The organism is Arthrospira sp. PCC 8006, from assembly GCF_046480465.1.
Taxonomy (GTDB): Bacteria; Cyanobacteriota; Cyanobacteriia; order Cyanobacteriales; family Microcoleaceae; genus Limnospira; species Limnospira platensis.
The window spans coordinates 1-15,467 of record NZ_PKGG01000121.1; the positions used below are offsets into that span (position 1 = coordinate 1).

A 15,467-nucleotide genomic window follows, 5' to 3' on the forward strand; every position below is an offset into this window, starting at 1 on the left:
TAACAAATTTGCTGCCAAATTGTATCACCGATCGCACTTTTGCAGATAATTTGACGCTGGCGATCAAATAACACTGACCCCACCTGAACATTTACTTCCGCGTGGGTGTGTATATAGGCGGCGGCGCGATGATCAATAGCCGAGGCGATCTAACCATATATGCGATCGACCCAATCCCCCTTTAGTTCCCGCAGGTACAATAAAGCATCTTCCGTCGTCGGAGAATGCAAAACCTTCTGTAGATCTGGGGTTGGTAATCCCATATCCGCACAGTGAGCCGTTAAAATTTCTAAGCGTCCGTCTGCGAGGTGATGATGGGTGTGGAAAATCCCCCCAGCCACTTTGATCAGCTTTCCGTGATACCCAAATAGTAAAATCGATTCAATTTCTACAAATCCTGCCGTTACTAGCATTGGCCCCAACCAGTTAGCCGTTTTGACAATTTGTTCAGGCTTAATACCCAAATGCGTGGCTAGGTCTAATCCATTTTCACCAATACAAAATACTAGGGTTTGAAAGTCGGCGGCTTTCGCTTCCAGCGTCTCCCGATAGACTTCTAACTGTTCCGGGACGCTGAGGGGTTGGGATATACCTGTTGTCCCCAGCAATGATAGTCCTTGGATGACTCCAAAGGCTTCGTTAGATGTGCGTTTGGCTAGTTTTTTGCCTTCTGGTAAAATAACCGTAACTTGAATGCGATCGCCTAGTGACACTAAGGATTTCAGGTTACTTAAAATCAGGGATTTGGCATATTTATAAATCGCCGCCTGTTCCCCTTTTTCCTGGACTCCCACCCCTTCACCACCGACAATTTTAATTGGGGTTTCTAGGGAGTTAATATTACGGCCTATTATTTCTACTATTGCCCAAACTGGTGTATGGCGAGTAATATCTAAGTTATCTCCTGGGTCTGAACGAGTAATTCCTAAAGCCGCATGATCACTAATACGAGCCACCTGTTCGATCGCAATTTCCGCCGTTTCTGGTGGGTCGATTAAATCCACCGTCACCGTATTTTTATCATTAGGGCTCTGGTCTTGGAGATGCTCCAAAGCGGCGATCGCCGCCGCACAAGCAAAAACCGGAAGTGTATATCCAGAACGAGGTTTAGTCATAAGTCTAACCTAGTATGAGTAAATTATATATATATCATCTTCAATCATTTTCAGCCACAGGTTCCCCGTATTTATCTAAATGTAAACTTGTCACCTCTCCCATATTTTACCATATTAAGTCAAATACTTAAAACCAGACCCGATTAATTAATTTACCCTACCCGATTAATCAATTTACCTACCCCTGTCACTTCCACAACTACCTCATCTCCAGCAGTTAGGAAACGGGGCGGATTATATCCCATCCCTACTCCCGCCGGAGTACCTGTAGCAATAATATCTCCTGGTAATAAAGTCAGTCCCGCCGACAGAGTAGATATAATCGCGGGGACATCAAAGATAACTTGATCAAACTTAGCTTGTTGTCTTTTTTCCCCATTCACCCAACAGCAAACCTCAATATTTTCCGCAGATGGCATCATCGAACGATGCACAACTACCGGACCCATAGGCGCAAAACCATCTAGGCTTTTTCCCCGAAACCATTGGCGGTGATCTGATTGTAAATCCCTAGCTGAGATATCATTTAAGGCTGTATAACCAAATACATAATTCCAGGCATTTTCTGGTAAAATATTAGTACCTTTTTTGCCAATAATAATCGCCAATTCCGCCTCATAGTCTAATTTAGAGGTTAAATGGCTATAGCTAGGAATTATCGCACCCGTACCGATCGCCGTAGTGGTAGCTTTAGTAAAAATAATCATTTGGGTGGGTAGTTGGTCGTCTTTATCAACTCTACCCAGCATTTCTTTAGCATGATCTAAATAATTCTTACCCAAACAAAAAATATTGCGTTTAGGATGAGGAAAAGGTGCTATAATTTCAGTATCTGTCAACGGCGCACAGGCAATTTTTGCGGCGATCGCTTTCTCCGTCAAATCCCCAACCGCCTGAGTCGCAGTATCTCCAGCTTCTACTAATTCTAATAAAGTCTGAGTCGTTAAGGACTCATCCAAAATCTGACTAGCTTTAACTAAGTCCACAACAGTCTGATCAACTAAAGTCCCCAATTGTCCATTTTTTAGGGTTAAAAACTTCATAGTTAAAATCTCAGCCACTGCACATCCTACATGACTACAATTGTATCAGGCTATTAATAGCAATCCTCAATCAATCGCCAAATAAGCCCTCACCCCCAAGCCCTCTCCCACAAAGGGAGTACCCAGCGACCAAAGGCGATCGCTGGGTCTGAGAAGTCCAAATCTGAGAAAATCCGAAAGTCTCAGCGGGTTAGTGGTGAAATCCAATCAATAATTAAATAGGACAGCACAAACCGCCAGCCCGTTGGCTAAAGCGGGCATTTTCCCGATAGTCTACCGGACAATCAATCACCACAGGAACTTCCGAAGCCAGTGCTTCTTTAAGAATAGGAACCAAATCAGTCGCCGCCTCAACCCGGTATCCTTTCAATCCCATACTTTCAGCAAACTTGACAAAATCAGGATTACCGAATTTAATAAACGAGGACGAGCCAAACTGGTCTTCTTGTTTCCATTCAATCAAACCATAGCCACCATCATTAAAAATCAGCGTGACAAAAGGTGTACCAACTCGCAGGGCGGTTTCTAATTCCTGACAGTTCATCATAAAACCGCCATCTCCGGTAACCGCCACCACTTTTAATTCAGGATTGACAAGTTTAGCAGCGATCGCCCCAGGAATAGAAATTCCCATAGCCGCAAAACCATTAGAAATCAAACAAGTATTAGGGCGATCGCTGTGGTAATGTCTTGCCATCCACATTTTATGAGCCCCGACATCAGAAATCACGATATCTTCCGGTCCCATCACCTGGCGCAAATCATAGATAATTTTTTGAGGTTTAATGGGGAAACCATCATCATTAGCATAGTGTTCATAATCTTGGCGAATATCTGAGCGCAGTTTTACCCCATAGGGGTCCGGCTTACCAGTGCGGTCAGACCGACGCAGAATCTCATTAAGAGAATCAGAAATATCCCCAACAATTTCCGCAATAGGAATATAACTGCTATCAATTTCCGCCGCATTAGCCCCCACATGAATAATCGGAATTGTGCCTTTAGGATTCCATTTTTTCGGGGAATATTCAATCAAATCATAGCCAATAGCAATCACCAAATCTGCCTTATCAAAAGCGCAACTAATGAAATCCCGCTGCTGAAGTCCTGTCGTCCACAGAGATAAAGGATGGGTATAAGGAATCGCCCCCTTACCCATAAAAGTATTAGCTACAGGAATATTTAGTTGGGTAGCAAATTCAGTCACCGCCTCACTAGCATTAGCTCTCAAAGCTCCATTACCTACTAGGATGAGGGGATTAACAGCTTTGGAGATAGCACTAGCCGCCTCATTCATGCTTTGATAAGCAGAATAAATTTTTTCGCGGCGATCGCGATTTAGCGGCTGCCCTTCCACAGCCATACTAGCAATATTTTCCGGTAAATCAATATGAACCGCCCCCGGTTTTTCCGTTTGGGCTAATTTAAAAGCCTTACGGACAATTTCCGGCGTAATGCTAGGTCTGACAATTTGAGCATTCCACTTAGTGACAGGGGAAAACATTGCCACCAAATCCAGGTATTGATGGGATTCAATGTGCATTCTGTCTGTACCCACCTGACCCGTAATTGCTACCAAGGGAGCCCCATCAAGGTTAGCATCTGCCACCCCCGTCATCAGGTTAGTCGCACCAGGTCCCAAGGTAGACAAACAAACCCCTGCTTTTCCGGTCAAACGTCCGTAGACATCTGCCATAAATGCAGCACCTTGTTCATGGCGGGTGGTGATAAATTGGATAGAAGAATCTTTCAGGGATTCGAGAACTTCCATATTCTCTTCTCCCGGTAGTCCGAAGACATATTTAACCCCTTCATTTTCGAGGCATTTAACCAAAAGTTCGGCTGTATTCATTGGGCACTTTTTCAACTATACAAATAGATTAAAAAACCGGATAATTTTCGGCTTTCCGTAGTTTTTGGGTAAAATATAGGCGCAAAATCCCCCAGCTACTAGGTAATTTTTACCCCTAATTTTGAGTCTGAGTTATTTAATCCAGACCGTTTTCACATTGACAAACTCATGAATCCCTTGGATACTTAACTCTCGTCCGTAGCCAGAGCGTTTAATGCCACCAAAGGGCAAGCGCGGATCGGATTTGACCAAACCGTTAATAAATACGGCTCCGGCTTCTAGTTCCAAAGTTAAACGATCCTGTTCAGCCGTGTCTGTAGTCCATGCACTTGCACCCAGACCAAAAGATGTGCTATTCGCTAATGCGATCGCCTCATCTATATTTTTCACCCTAAATAAGAGCGCAACAGGTCCAAAAAATTCCTCCTGATCAGCAGGCGTTCCAGGGGGGATGGAAGCTAAAATAGTAGGCGCATAGAAATTTCCCGGACGATCAGAGAGTCGATGACCGCCCGTGAGAGCTTTAGCTCCCGCAGCTAGGCAAGTTTGCACCTGTTCGTCAATATCCTTGAGAATTCCCGGCGTAGCCAGGGGACCCACTTCTGTATCTGGGAGCATTGGATCTCCCACTTTCAGCGCCTTAAATTTGGCGACCAGTTTTTTTTCAAATTCTCCGGCGATGGAGGAGGCAAGAATAAACCGCTTGGCAGCAATACAAGACTGACCGTTATTCAGCATTCTAGCTGTCACCGCCGTTTGTACTGCTGCTTCTAGATCGGCACTTTCTAGCACAATAAATGGATCGCTGCCTCCTAATTCTAGCACTGTTTTTTTGAGATTTTTACCAGCAGTAGAAGCTAAACTAGCTCCAGCCGGTTCACTTCCTGTCAGGGTGGCCGCTTTAACGCGCGGGTCAGCCACAATTTGAGCTACTTTGTCTGCTCCCACCAGGAGGGTTTGGAAAACTCCAGGGGGAAACCCAGCCGCCGTGAAGATTTCGGCAATAGCTAAAGCACATTGAGGCACGTTAGAGGCGTGTTTGAGCAACCCCACATTCCCAGCCATTAAAGCCGGAGCCGCAAACCGGAACACCTGCCAAAATGGGAAATTCCAAGGCATGACAGCTAAAATGGCTCCCAGGGGTTGATAGCGCACGAAACTCCGAGTCGCATCACTGGCGGCCGGAACATCAGCCAGAAACTGAGGCGCGTTTTCTGCATAAAACCGACAAACCAAGGCGCTTTTTTTAGCTTCGGCGATCGCATCTTTGATAGGTTTTCCCATCTCCAATGTCATGATTTGGGCAAATCTTTGTGCATCTCGCTCCAAAATCTCCGCCGCCCGGTTCATCCATTCAGCTTTTTTGTCAAAAGGCAGATAGCGGTAACGGCTAAAGGCTTGCTCTGCTGATTCCAGACAGGCTTCTATCTCCGAGTCAGTCAGGGATTCAAAGGTTTTGACCACTTCTCCCGTGGCGGGGTTGATGGTGGCGATTCCCATAACGAATTGATCTTTTTAATAAAATTAAATGTTTACATCTAATCATCCTACCTCTGAAAAACCATCTCTTATCAATTAATTTCCCATTCAGCCAACTGTTTACACAAATCTATAACTTTATTGAAATAACTTAAAATTTATGAGAAAAATTCGGGCTCAAATTCCCCAAAAATTTAATTTTCCCTCATCTTATTTACAAAACTAAAAAAACACCCAGAAAGCTGTTCTCTGGGTGATATAAGACCAAATTATGGTTCAGGCTGTAGGTATCCCCTAGCGAATATACTCTTTGAGAATACTATTGCGGTTGGGATGACGTAACTTTCGTAGAGCCTTAGCTTCTATCTGGCGAATGCGCTCCCGAGTCACGTTGAATATCTGCCCTATTTCTTCTAGGGTTTTCATCCGTCCGTCATCGAGTCCATAGCGTAGTCGCAAAACATCTCGTTCCCTAGGGCTAAGAGTATCTAATACACTTTCGAGGTCTTCCCGTAGTAAATTCTTAGAAACCTGATCTTCTGGGGTTTCTCCATCAGACTCAATAAAGTCTCCCAAGCGAGAATCTTCTTCCTTACCAATGGGAGTTTCCAGGGAAATAGGTAGTTGAGCGGATTTAGCAATAAATCTTAACTTCTCGATGGTCATTTCCATCCGGGTAGCGATTTCTTCCTCCGTCGGTTTACGACCCATTTCCTGAGATAGGAGTTTAGTAGTCTTTTTGATCCGCGAGATAGTTTCATACAAGTGAACCGGAAGTCTTATCGTCCGAGACTGATCAGCGATCGCCCGAGTAATAGCCTGACGAATCCACCAAGTCGCATAGGTACTGAACTTATAGCCTTTCTCGTGATCGAATTTTTCCGCCGCCCGGATTAACCCCAGACTTCCCTCTTGAATTAAGTCTTGAAACGACAAACCCCGATTCATGTACTTTTTAGCAATCGAAACCACCAACCTCAAGTTAGACTGAACCATTTTATCCTTAGCTCGTCTGCCCAGAAATAGGCGACGGCGGAATTCTGGTAGCCTCATATCAACCGCATTTGCCCATTCCTTTTCGTTGGGTTCGCGATGATAATGCTCTATTAGCTTTTCGCGTATTCGTTCCAACTCCAGCAAATCCGCAATCTTACGAGCCAGTTCAATTTCTTCATCAGCTCGCAGTAAGCGAATGCGACCAATTTCCTGAAGATACAGTCGAATCGAATCCTCTGTATAGTGCTTTTTTTTAGTCTGGGCACGTCGCCGAGATTTCGCGGCACCCCCAGTTTTAGCTAGTTCTGTGTCAGATTGAGACTCCTCTAATTCTTCTGGAAGAGATTTTCCATGTTCAAACAAATTTTCAACTAAATCTGGATCAGATTTCGGGTCAGATAATTCAATTGTTTCCATTTCAGGCTCAATGGTGGTTGCGAGTCCGTCTTTTATTTGGATCATGCCGCGTTCCTCATGCTCCTCAATTCAAGAATCCATCACGAGAGACAGAATATAACAATATATCTGTCTGTAGACAGTTTAGCCAATTCCTCACTCGGTCTGACTGTAACTTCGGCTTGTTGATCATAAACTATTGATGATTGAATTCCGATACAGCCCATCAGCTAAGGGTGACAAAAGTTGCTCAAACCATATATATAAAATATCTCAGGTTTCACTTGCCAGGGTCGGCCTTGACCGCATAAACAACAGCCAACTACCTCCCATTAGCAAAAGCATTGGCAACCGAGCGATTGTGACTAATACTGCCATCGATTCATTTTCGTTTACCCTACCCCTAGCGTGTTAAGGAACACAACGGTTATGGTAGGTACAATTCATGCTCTTCCTCCGAGAAACCCCATCCCCTTGTGCGTGGGTCAGGAATTGAGCGGGAATTGAGCGGGGTTAAATACCCCCTAATTTGCCCATTCGATAACTATAAGCGTAGCCTCCTGAGTTGGTAAAGGTTGACTGCAATTGCGGGGTAAAGCGGTATGGTTGCCACTCCGGTGGGGATATGGTTGTCCCCGATACACCCATTGCTGGGGTAAAGTTCCCACTTGCCAATGTTCAGAGTCGGTACTTTCGAGATAGCACGGTCTTAACCCTCTAGGACTGTTTAAGCATCTGGTTTTAGAGCTGGGGACTACTAGCGACAGCGACGCATCCCCAGGTAAGAACTTTAACGCTTGCTCTGAACGTAGACGCTGACCGCGTCTGAGGCCCGTCAACTAAACTCACTCTGGGTTAGGGGCTTTAACAAGCCCCATCCCGCCAGTGGAGTGGGGTTGTTGACTACATTATTTATGAATCGGTTTCCCAATCTATGTTAGCCCATATAACAAACTATGGGGGTTAGGTTAATTGAGCAATCCTATTTTAATGTTCATCTCAAACCTCGCGGAGAAACTTCGAGGAGATTAATTCAGAATTGAAATACATAATCTGGTGATCACAATCTAGGTGATTCCATAGCTTGCGCCACTCCAGGTCTCAATCCCTTGGTCTGTCCTCAATAGAGACTTTTCAAGACTGGGTATTCTCAAACCGGCCCCATGGGTTTCCGAATACAGGATATCCTTAGTTTTCCCGCTTTGACAGAACTCATGCCAACTAAATGATATAGAGGCTAAGTTGCTGGGTTTGGTTTTGAACCAAGGGATTTGCTCAAAAAACTGAAACCAGATGAATCGGAGAACTCCATTTCAATAAAGATTTTCACGGTAAACGTGATCATTGAGTTCTCAGATGCGTCAGCCTTTTCTGTTAAGGTAGCTCAAATTTGAAGAAATGGAATCCCATAAAATGTTAAATCACATTAAGTTTTTGCAGTCATGTCTTAATATTTGCCGGTCAATTGTTGATTTATTAATCATTTTCTGGGTTTAACTTTGATTTCGGGTCTTAGGATTTATCCACTCGCTAATTCCCTCTCCTAACAAAGATAGTCCCACTACCATGATGGTAAGGGCTAATCCGGGAAACAATGTACTCCACCAAATCCCGGTGGGGAGAGCTTCTAAGGCTAGGCGTAAATCATGACCCCATTCGGGAGTTTCTGGTGGTAGCCCTAAGCCTAAAAATCCTAATCCTCCTAAAATCAGGATCGCATCGGCTGCATTAAGAGTTAACAAAACGGGGACACTCTGAATTACATTTAAGAACAGGTAGCGAGAAAGCACTGTCCAAGTATCAGCCCCCATGGCTTGGGCGGCTTCGACAAATAATTCGGTTTTGACGCTGGTGGTATGGTTACGAACTACCCGATAATACTGGGGGATATAGGCAATACTAAGGGCTAAGGCTGCATTAAACACCCCACGACCGACGACAAAGGCTAAGGTAATGGATAGCAGCAGTCCAGGTAAGGTGTAGATGGTATCCATCAAAAACAACAAGCAACGATCTATTTTCCCGCCCTGATAGCCACTCAGAAGCCCCAGAGGAACGCCGATACATAAACTTAATACTGTTGCTAACAGTACCACCTTCCAGGCGGCTTGAGTGCCGAATAGGGTACGGGAAAAGATATCATACCCCTGGCGATTGGTACCGAACCAGTGCTTGAGTCCGGGGGGTTGATGAATGGGGTTGGCGAGAAATTCGGTGGGACTCTGTATCCATCCCCAGCTTTCTAATACTGGGGAGAAAATAGCGATCGCCACAAAAACAGTTGTGATCACAAAACCAATTGTCATCATCCAACTGGAAACACTACGGGAACCTGTGCGGGTCCAAAATCGAGCAAATCGAGATTTAGTGGAAGTCATTTTTTAGTTAACAGGTGACATACAGAAAGAGAGGATAACTATAAATTACTTTGAATGACATCTCGATACTGACTTTTTTGTTTAACCCCCTTCATTTCTCTGACTAACTCCTTATGTTTAAAAAACTGAATAGTGGGAGTTCCCATCACTCCGGCATTTTGTGCAATTTCCGGGTCTTGTTCTATATCAATTTCCACAAAGTGGATTTTACCATCAAACTCATCGACCAATTTATTTAAAATGGGCTTGAGGGTGCGACAGGGGCCGCAGGTAGGGGAAACATATTTAACCATAATTAAGCGATCGCTCTCATGGTAAAGTTTCCGCAGAGCATAACTGCCTTTATGCTTAGTGTTATTTATATCGTAAGTTTCCTCAGTATCTGCCGCCTCAGTTTCGGGGCTGGTGTCTGTATGGTCTGACGAGGATTCAGTTTGTGGAAATTCCTGAGCCAAATTCTGAGAAGATAACCATCGTTCTGCCAACATCGCCCCCATGCAGCCACTACCGGCCGCCGTCACCGCTTGCCGAAATTCATGATCTTGAACATCTCCAACGGCATAAACACCCTCAACGCTGGTTTCTACGCCATGATTTTTAGTGACAATATAACCGACAGAATCTAGTTCTAACTGTCCTTGAAAAATGTCAGTGTTGGGAGTATGACCAATGGCATAAAATAGACCATTAACCAGCAATTCACTTTCCTGGTTTGTGCGGTTATTTGTAACTACAATTCCCGCAAGTTTGCCATTGCCAAATACTTTAACTGCCTCAGTGTTCCAATGAACAGTTATTTGGGGGTTTGGTAAAACTCGCTGCTGCATAGCTTTACTAGCACGCAACTCATCTCGACGTACCAAAAGATGAACATGACTGGCATATTTAGTTAAATAAACGGCTTCCTCTGCTGCTGAGTCGCCGCCACCAATAACGGCTAATTCCACCCCTTTAAATAGGGGACTAGCGCCATCACAAATAGCACAGGCGGAAATGCCATTACTCCAGAAAATTTCTTCCCCTGGTAGGTTGAGTCGTTTAGCGGTAGCTCCTGTAGCAATAATAATACTATGGGTGGAGATTTCCCGGTCTGGGGAAGTGAGGGTAAAGGGTCTTTGACTGAGATCTACCTTAATCACGTCTTCGGTAATTAATTGAGCCCCCCAGCGCGCGGCTTGTGCTTTCATGCGATCCATTAATTGGGGTCCGGTGATACCATCAGGAAAACCGGGGAAGTTTTCTACTTCTGTGGTGGTCATTAATTGTCCACCGGGAACCCCACCCTTCTGATATCCTTCAAATACAATGGGTTTGAGGTTAGCCCGTCCTGCATAGATAGCGGCAGTGTACCCAGCGGGACCAGAACCGATAATGACTAAATTTTCAACCATTTTCAATATGGTAGGGGGAAATTCTACAATCCTTGATTATAAAGCATCAGGACTGGGTTTCCTGAAAGTTTCCTAAAATTATGGTGAGGATGGCTGAGGGGTTGACAATTAATAATAATTGATTAATAATTTGAGGTTAATAAATATTTTTTTGTGTAATTTCATTGGCAAAGTAATCTGAATGAAACGAGTTTTAGAACCGGAAGTGATGGATAGTTGGTCGGAAGCTGTAGAGTATGACTCTATGGATTTTTCGGAGGTGAATCGAGCTTTTGCAGAAGAGGCGATCGCGGTTTTACCAAGGTCAGAAGGGATGGTATTAGATGCGGGAACGGGAACAGCACGCATCCCGATTTTGATAGCGAAACAGAAGCCAGGTTGGCAAATTATCGGGATTGATTTATCGGAAAATATGCTGAAAATAGGGGAGAGGAATATCAAGGCGGCGGGAGTTAGTAGTCAAGTGGAATTAGCCTTGGTAGATGCCAAAAAGTTGCCATATATTGACGGTCAGTTTGATTTGGTAATTTCCAATAGTATAGTGCATCACCTGGGGGACCCTTTACCCTTTTTGTGTGAGGTGAAACGAGTATTAAAACCGGGGGGAGGGATTTTCCTGCGGGACTTACAGCGACCGAAAAGTGAAGCCGATCGCGATCGCCTAGTAGAGGAATATGCAGGGGACTGCAACCAGCATCAAAAACAACTATTCCGAGATTCCCTACAGGCGGCGTTTACCTTAGAAGAAGTGCAGGAGATGTTGAACCAAGCGGGTAATGGGGATATTAAAGTTTATACATCAAGCGATCGCCACTGGACGGCGGAAAAAATAGCGATCGGTTAACATAACGGTTAATCAACGGAACTCAGAAGTATTATAGTCAAAGTGCGAAGTGCGAAAGTAGAGTCAATGGGTCAATTGACTGGCCCGATAGCGGTTTAATGAGCTGATCCGCATTGCCAATACCTGATCAAAATATTATTGTTAAATGCCAAACCCATGAGTATACGCGGTATAGATGTTTCAGACTACCAACCCAACGTTGACTGGAAAGCAGTGGCTAATTCCGGTATGGCGTTTGCTGTCATTAAATCAACGGAGGGAGCCACCTTTGTGGCGGATGTTTTTGCTCCCTATTGGAAAGCAACCAAAGCCAACGGCTTAATTAGGGGAGCATATCACTTTTTTCGGCCGGCCAGCAATATTCAGGGACAAATCGATAACTTCCTGAGAATTGTTACCCTGGAACCGGGAGATTTGCCGCCGGTGTTAGATATTGAAACCACGGACGGGCTTGATTCCAAAACGGTATGCGATCGCGCGGCTGTGTGGCTAGAAGCGATCGAAGCAGCGACGGGATATCAACCGATAATTTACACCTATCCAGGATTTTGGCAACAACTGAACACCGATCGCTTTTCGGAATATCCCCTATGGATAGCCCACTATACCCAAGCCGAAAAACCAGCCATACCCGGAAAATGGAAAACCTGGGTATTTTGGCAATATACAGATCGCGGTCAAGTTGATGGTATCCGAGGCGGGGTAGATGTCAACATCTTTGAGAGTATCCGCAAAGGGGAACGGGGACCGAAAGTAGAATTGATGCAGACAATGCTGAAAAAACGCGGCGTTGAACCCGGAGTAATTGACGGCATTTTTGGCGCGGGAACTGAAAGGGCTGTCATCAGTTTTCAGGATAACAAAGGCAGTAAAGAAAAAAATGGGGTAGCTGGCTTAAAAACCTGGACTGCATTAATGGGTCAAGTGGAAAACTTCGTCCCACCACCAAGGGTAGAAGCAGAACCGACACCGACACCCGCCCCCGCACCCGCACCGACACCCGCACCCGCACCCGCACCGGGACCGGCACCGGAACCCGCACCGGCACCGGCACCGGAACCCGCACCCGCAACAACTCTAGAACTAATTGATATATGTCGGATCTATCGTGGTTCTGCGACGGAAGATAAAGCCTTAGTCTGGTTACAGGATAAAATCCCAAATGAGACCTTATTAGAGTTTGCGCGTTTGTGGAGAAATCAGGCTACTCCCCAAACCCAGTCGATTAGAATTCTAGATGTGTGCCGTTATTATCGGGATCTACCGAACCAAAATCAAGCCTTGCGGTGGTTACAACGGGAAATTCCAGTGACGATTTTGCTGGAATTTGAACAGAAATGGAACGCCACCCCGGAAGTAGTGGTTGATATTCGGTTACTCGATGTCTGTAGATTCTACGGTGGGACTCCTACCCAAAAAGAGGCGATCGAATGGCTACAAACGCAAATTCCCGCCCCTACCCTGGTAGAATTTGCGAGACTATGGCGTAGACCCGGTTCTCGATAAGCTATTAAGGGGTGAGGCGATCGCCCAATCTAGGATAGGTTAACATTAACATACTCATTCCTAGTGCCCACTATCTACCCCAAGTAGTTACCCCGCCAGAAGTTCAACAATAATCAATTTTTGATTTGTTGGAGTAGATGGAATCCCCCTCTGTTTGATGGCGGGTCTGATATCAAGTGACCGAAGATATTTTGATCGTGCGACAGTAACCCTTATGGACACATCCTTTGAGATCACCATGCTGATGGTCATAACCATCATTAGTGGTATCGGTGCTCAAGTTTTAGCGGACTATCTAAAAGTTCCTGCCATTGTCTTTCTACTGGTATTCGGTATCCTAGTAGGCAATGATATTTTAGGGCTAGTCCATCCCAACTTACTCGGCGATGGCTTAGAAGTCATTGTCTCCCTTTCGGTAGCCCTAATTCTGTTTGAAGGGGGATTAAGCCTAGAACTGAGAGCTTTAGGGGCTGTTTCTGGGAGTATCCGTAACTTAGTAACAGTCGGAACATTGATCACCTTGGTCGGTGGTGGTATGGCTGCTCATTGGCTAGGGGAATTTGCCTGGCCGATCGCCTTTTTGTATGCGTCCTTAGTAGTTGTGACCGGACCTACTGTAGTTGGTCCCCTACTCAAACAGGTTTCTGTTGATCGACCCGTAGCCGCGATTTTGGAAGGGGAAGGAGTGCTAATCGATCCCATTGGTGCTATTCTCGCCGTCTTAGTGCTTAATGTAGTTCTCAGTGGTAGTGCTGACCCGGTGGAGTTGTTCCGGGAATTAATCACTCGTTTAGGAATTGGTGCCAGTATCGGGGTGGTCGGTGGTGCATTAATGGGGTGGAGTCTCAAACAAGCTAAGTTTAAGTCTGAGGATCTCACCAGTTTAGTCGTCTTAGCTGCTCTCTGGGGGCTCTATGATGCTGCTGAATTGGTCAGTAGTGAATCGGGGCTAATGACTGCAGTTGTCGCAGGTCTAGTGGTGCGTTCTGTGGGGGTTCCAGAAATGCGTCAACTGCGCCGCTTTAAGGGACAACTGACCATGTTATGTGTGTCGGTGCTGTTTATTCTGTTAGCGGCGGATCTGTCTTTAGAAAGTATTGTCGCCTTGGGGTGGGGGAGTGTGTTAACGGTACTCGCTCTGATGTTTATTGTCCGTCCCATTAACGTTTTGATTTGTACCCTATCAAGTAAACTTAACTGGCGACAAAAGTTTTTTATTGCTTGGATAGGACCTAGGGGGATTGTATCAGCTTCTGTGTCTTCCCTGTTTGCGATTCTGTTGACTCAACGGGGAATGAATGGGGGAGACTCAATTAAGGCTTTGGTTTTCCTGACGATTATTATGACTGTTGTCACCCAAGGACTAACGGCTAAATATGTGGCTCAACTATTAAGAGTTACCTCGTCTACAGCTACGGGAGCGGTAATTGTCGGTTCAAATCCCATCAGCCGCCTGATTGGACAAATGTTCCAAGAACGCAATGAGTCGGTGGTGATTATTGATACAGACCCAGAGGCTTGCGAACAGGCTAAGGATGAGGGGTTGCGTGTTTATCAAAGTAGCGCCCTTGATACGAATGTCTTGGAAGAGGCGGGACTTGAGTCTATGGGGACTTTCCTGGCTATGACTAGCAATGGTGAGGTGAATCTAGTTTTAGCACAACGGGCGGCGGAAGAGTTCCAGCCTCCTCGTGTGTTGGCGATTTTTCCCCAAGAGCCTCAAAAGAAAACTGCTAACAGTAATGCTAAGGATAAGGTACAACAGGCTTTTATTCCAGAGTTCCCCCTGAAGTTGTGGAGTCAATATGTCCAGGACCGTGAGGTGAAGTTGGGGGAAACTTTGCTGAGACAACCGGGACTGGAGTTTCAGCGATCGCATTTACAGGCGATGATTCGCTCAGGGGAGTTTCTCCCTCTATTACTGTTGCGTCAAGATCAGCTAATGGTAGTCCCAGTGGCGGAAACTTGGCAAGCAGGCGATCGTATTATTTACTTACTCCATGATCCCAAACCTAAACTACTTAAACGTTTATCAGGTTCTCAACAAACCGATCTCACCCTTGATAAGCATCCCGTAGTCGAGGAAGTTCCCATTCCATCTCCTCACCTGGAAACTATTTCCGCTAAAGAATCTAGTAACTAGCTAGTCAACCAGCCTTCATTCCACAGATAGTTCGCAACAGTGTAGTCAAATTATGAAGTAGGTTGGGTGTAACGTAGTGGAACCCAACACCAGGGTTTTGTATAACGGCGGTGGAACCGAACACCAAGGGTTTTGTATGAAGTAGGTTGGGTGTAACGGAGTGTAACCCAACACCAGGGTTTTGTATAACGGCGGTGGAACCGAACACCAAGGGTTTTGTATGAAGTAGGTTGGGTGTAACGTAGTGGAACCCAACACCAGGGTTTTGTATAACGGCGGTGGAACCGAACACCAAGGGTTTTGTATGMAGTAGGTTTGGTGTAA

At 45.3% G+C, this 15,467-nt stretch carries 10 protein-coding genes and 1 pseudogene; 3 read left to right on the forward strand and 8 right to left on the reverse strand.

The genetic code is table 11. The features are described from left to right. The 8 genes and pseudogenes from cbiD to trxB form a co-directional block, all read right to left on the reverse strand. A pseudogene (cbiD, locus tag B9T16_RS16820) lies at positions 1-1,115 on the reverse strand (cobalt-precorrin-5B (C(1))-methyltransferase CbiD); the annotation flags it as partial. 152 nt (positions 1,116-1,267) lie between these two features. After that, positions 1,268-2,158, reverse strand: a complete 891-nt coding sequence (locus B9T16_RS16825) for a fumarylacetoacetate hydrolase family protein (RefSeq protein WP_006619885.1) — start codon at positions 2,156-2,158, stop codon at positions 1,268-1,270. Between the two features lie 66 nt (positions 2,159-2,224). Beyond that, positions 2,225-2,365, reverse strand: coding sequence for a hypothetical protein (locus B9T16_RS16830; protein ID WP_158307570.1), 141 nt, complete (start codon positions 2,363-2,365; stop codon positions 2,225-2,227). A gap of 7 nt (positions 2,366-2,372) precedes the next feature. Beyond that, a complete protein-coding gene (locus tag B9T16_RS16835; protein ID WP_006619886.1) occupies positions 2,373-4,010 on the reverse strand; it encodes an acetolactate synthase large subunit in 1,638 nt (545 codons plus the stop codon). A 132-nt stretch (positions 4,011-4,142) separates the two neighbouring features. Then, positions 4,143-5,510 carry an NAD-dependent succinate-semialdehyde dehydrogenase gene (locus B9T16_RS16840; RefSeq protein ID WP_006619887.1) on the reverse strand — a complete coding sequence of 456 codons (1,368 nt, stop codon included), beginning with the start codon at positions 5,508-5,510 and terminating at the stop codon, positions 4,143-4,145. 273 nt (positions 5,511-5,783) lie between these two features. Next, a complete protein-coding gene (gene rpoD, locus B9T16_RS16845; RefSeq protein WP_006619888.1) occupies positions 5,784-6,947 on the reverse strand; it encodes an RNA polymerase sigma factor RpoD in 1,164 nt (387 codons plus the stop codon). Positions 6,948-8,374: 1,427 nt separating this feature from the next. Beyond that, on the reverse strand, positions 8,375-9,259 hold the full coding sequence (locus B9T16_RS16850; RefSeq protein ID WP_006619889.1) for an ABC transporter permease: 885 nt from the start codon (positions 9,257-9,259) through the stop codon (positions 8,375-8,377). Positions 9,260-9,297: 38 nt separating this feature from the next. Continuing rightward, positions 9,298-10,650 (reverse strand): thioredoxin-disulfide reductase, encoded by a 1,353-nt coding sequence (gene trxB / locus B9T16_RS16855; protein ID WP_410245306.1) that lies wholly within the window; start codon positions 10,648-10,650, stop codon positions 9,298-9,300. A 181-nt stretch (positions 10,651-10,831) separates the two neighbouring features. On the opposite strand from trxB, the gene B9T16_RS16860 reads away from it, so the two are divergent. The 3 genes from B9T16_RS16860 to B9T16_RS16870 all read left to right on the forward strand — a co-directional run bounded on the left by B9T16_RS16860 (position 10,832) and on the right by B9T16_RS16870 (position 15,143). Next, entirely contained in the window at positions 10,832-11,494 is a 663-nt protein-coding gene (locus B9T16_RS16860) for a class I SAM-dependent methyltransferase (RefSeq protein WP_006619891.1), read from the forward strand. A gap of 156 nt (positions 11,495-11,650) precedes the next feature. Then, positions 11,651-13,000 carry a GH25 family lysozyme gene (locus B9T16_RS16865; RefSeq protein WP_410245307.1) on the forward strand — a complete coding sequence of 450 codons (1,350 nt, stop codon included), beginning with the start codon at positions 11,651-11,653 and terminating at the stop codon, positions 12,998-13,000. A 214-nt stretch (positions 13,001-13,214) separates the two neighbouring features. Beyond that, positions 13,215-15,143, forward strand: a complete 1,929-nt coding sequence (locus tag B9T16_RS16870; RefSeq protein ID WP_410245308.1) for a cation:proton antiporter — start codon at positions 13,215-13,217, stop codon at positions 15,141-15,143. The last annotated feature ends 324 nt before the right edge of the window (positions 15,144-15,467 follow it).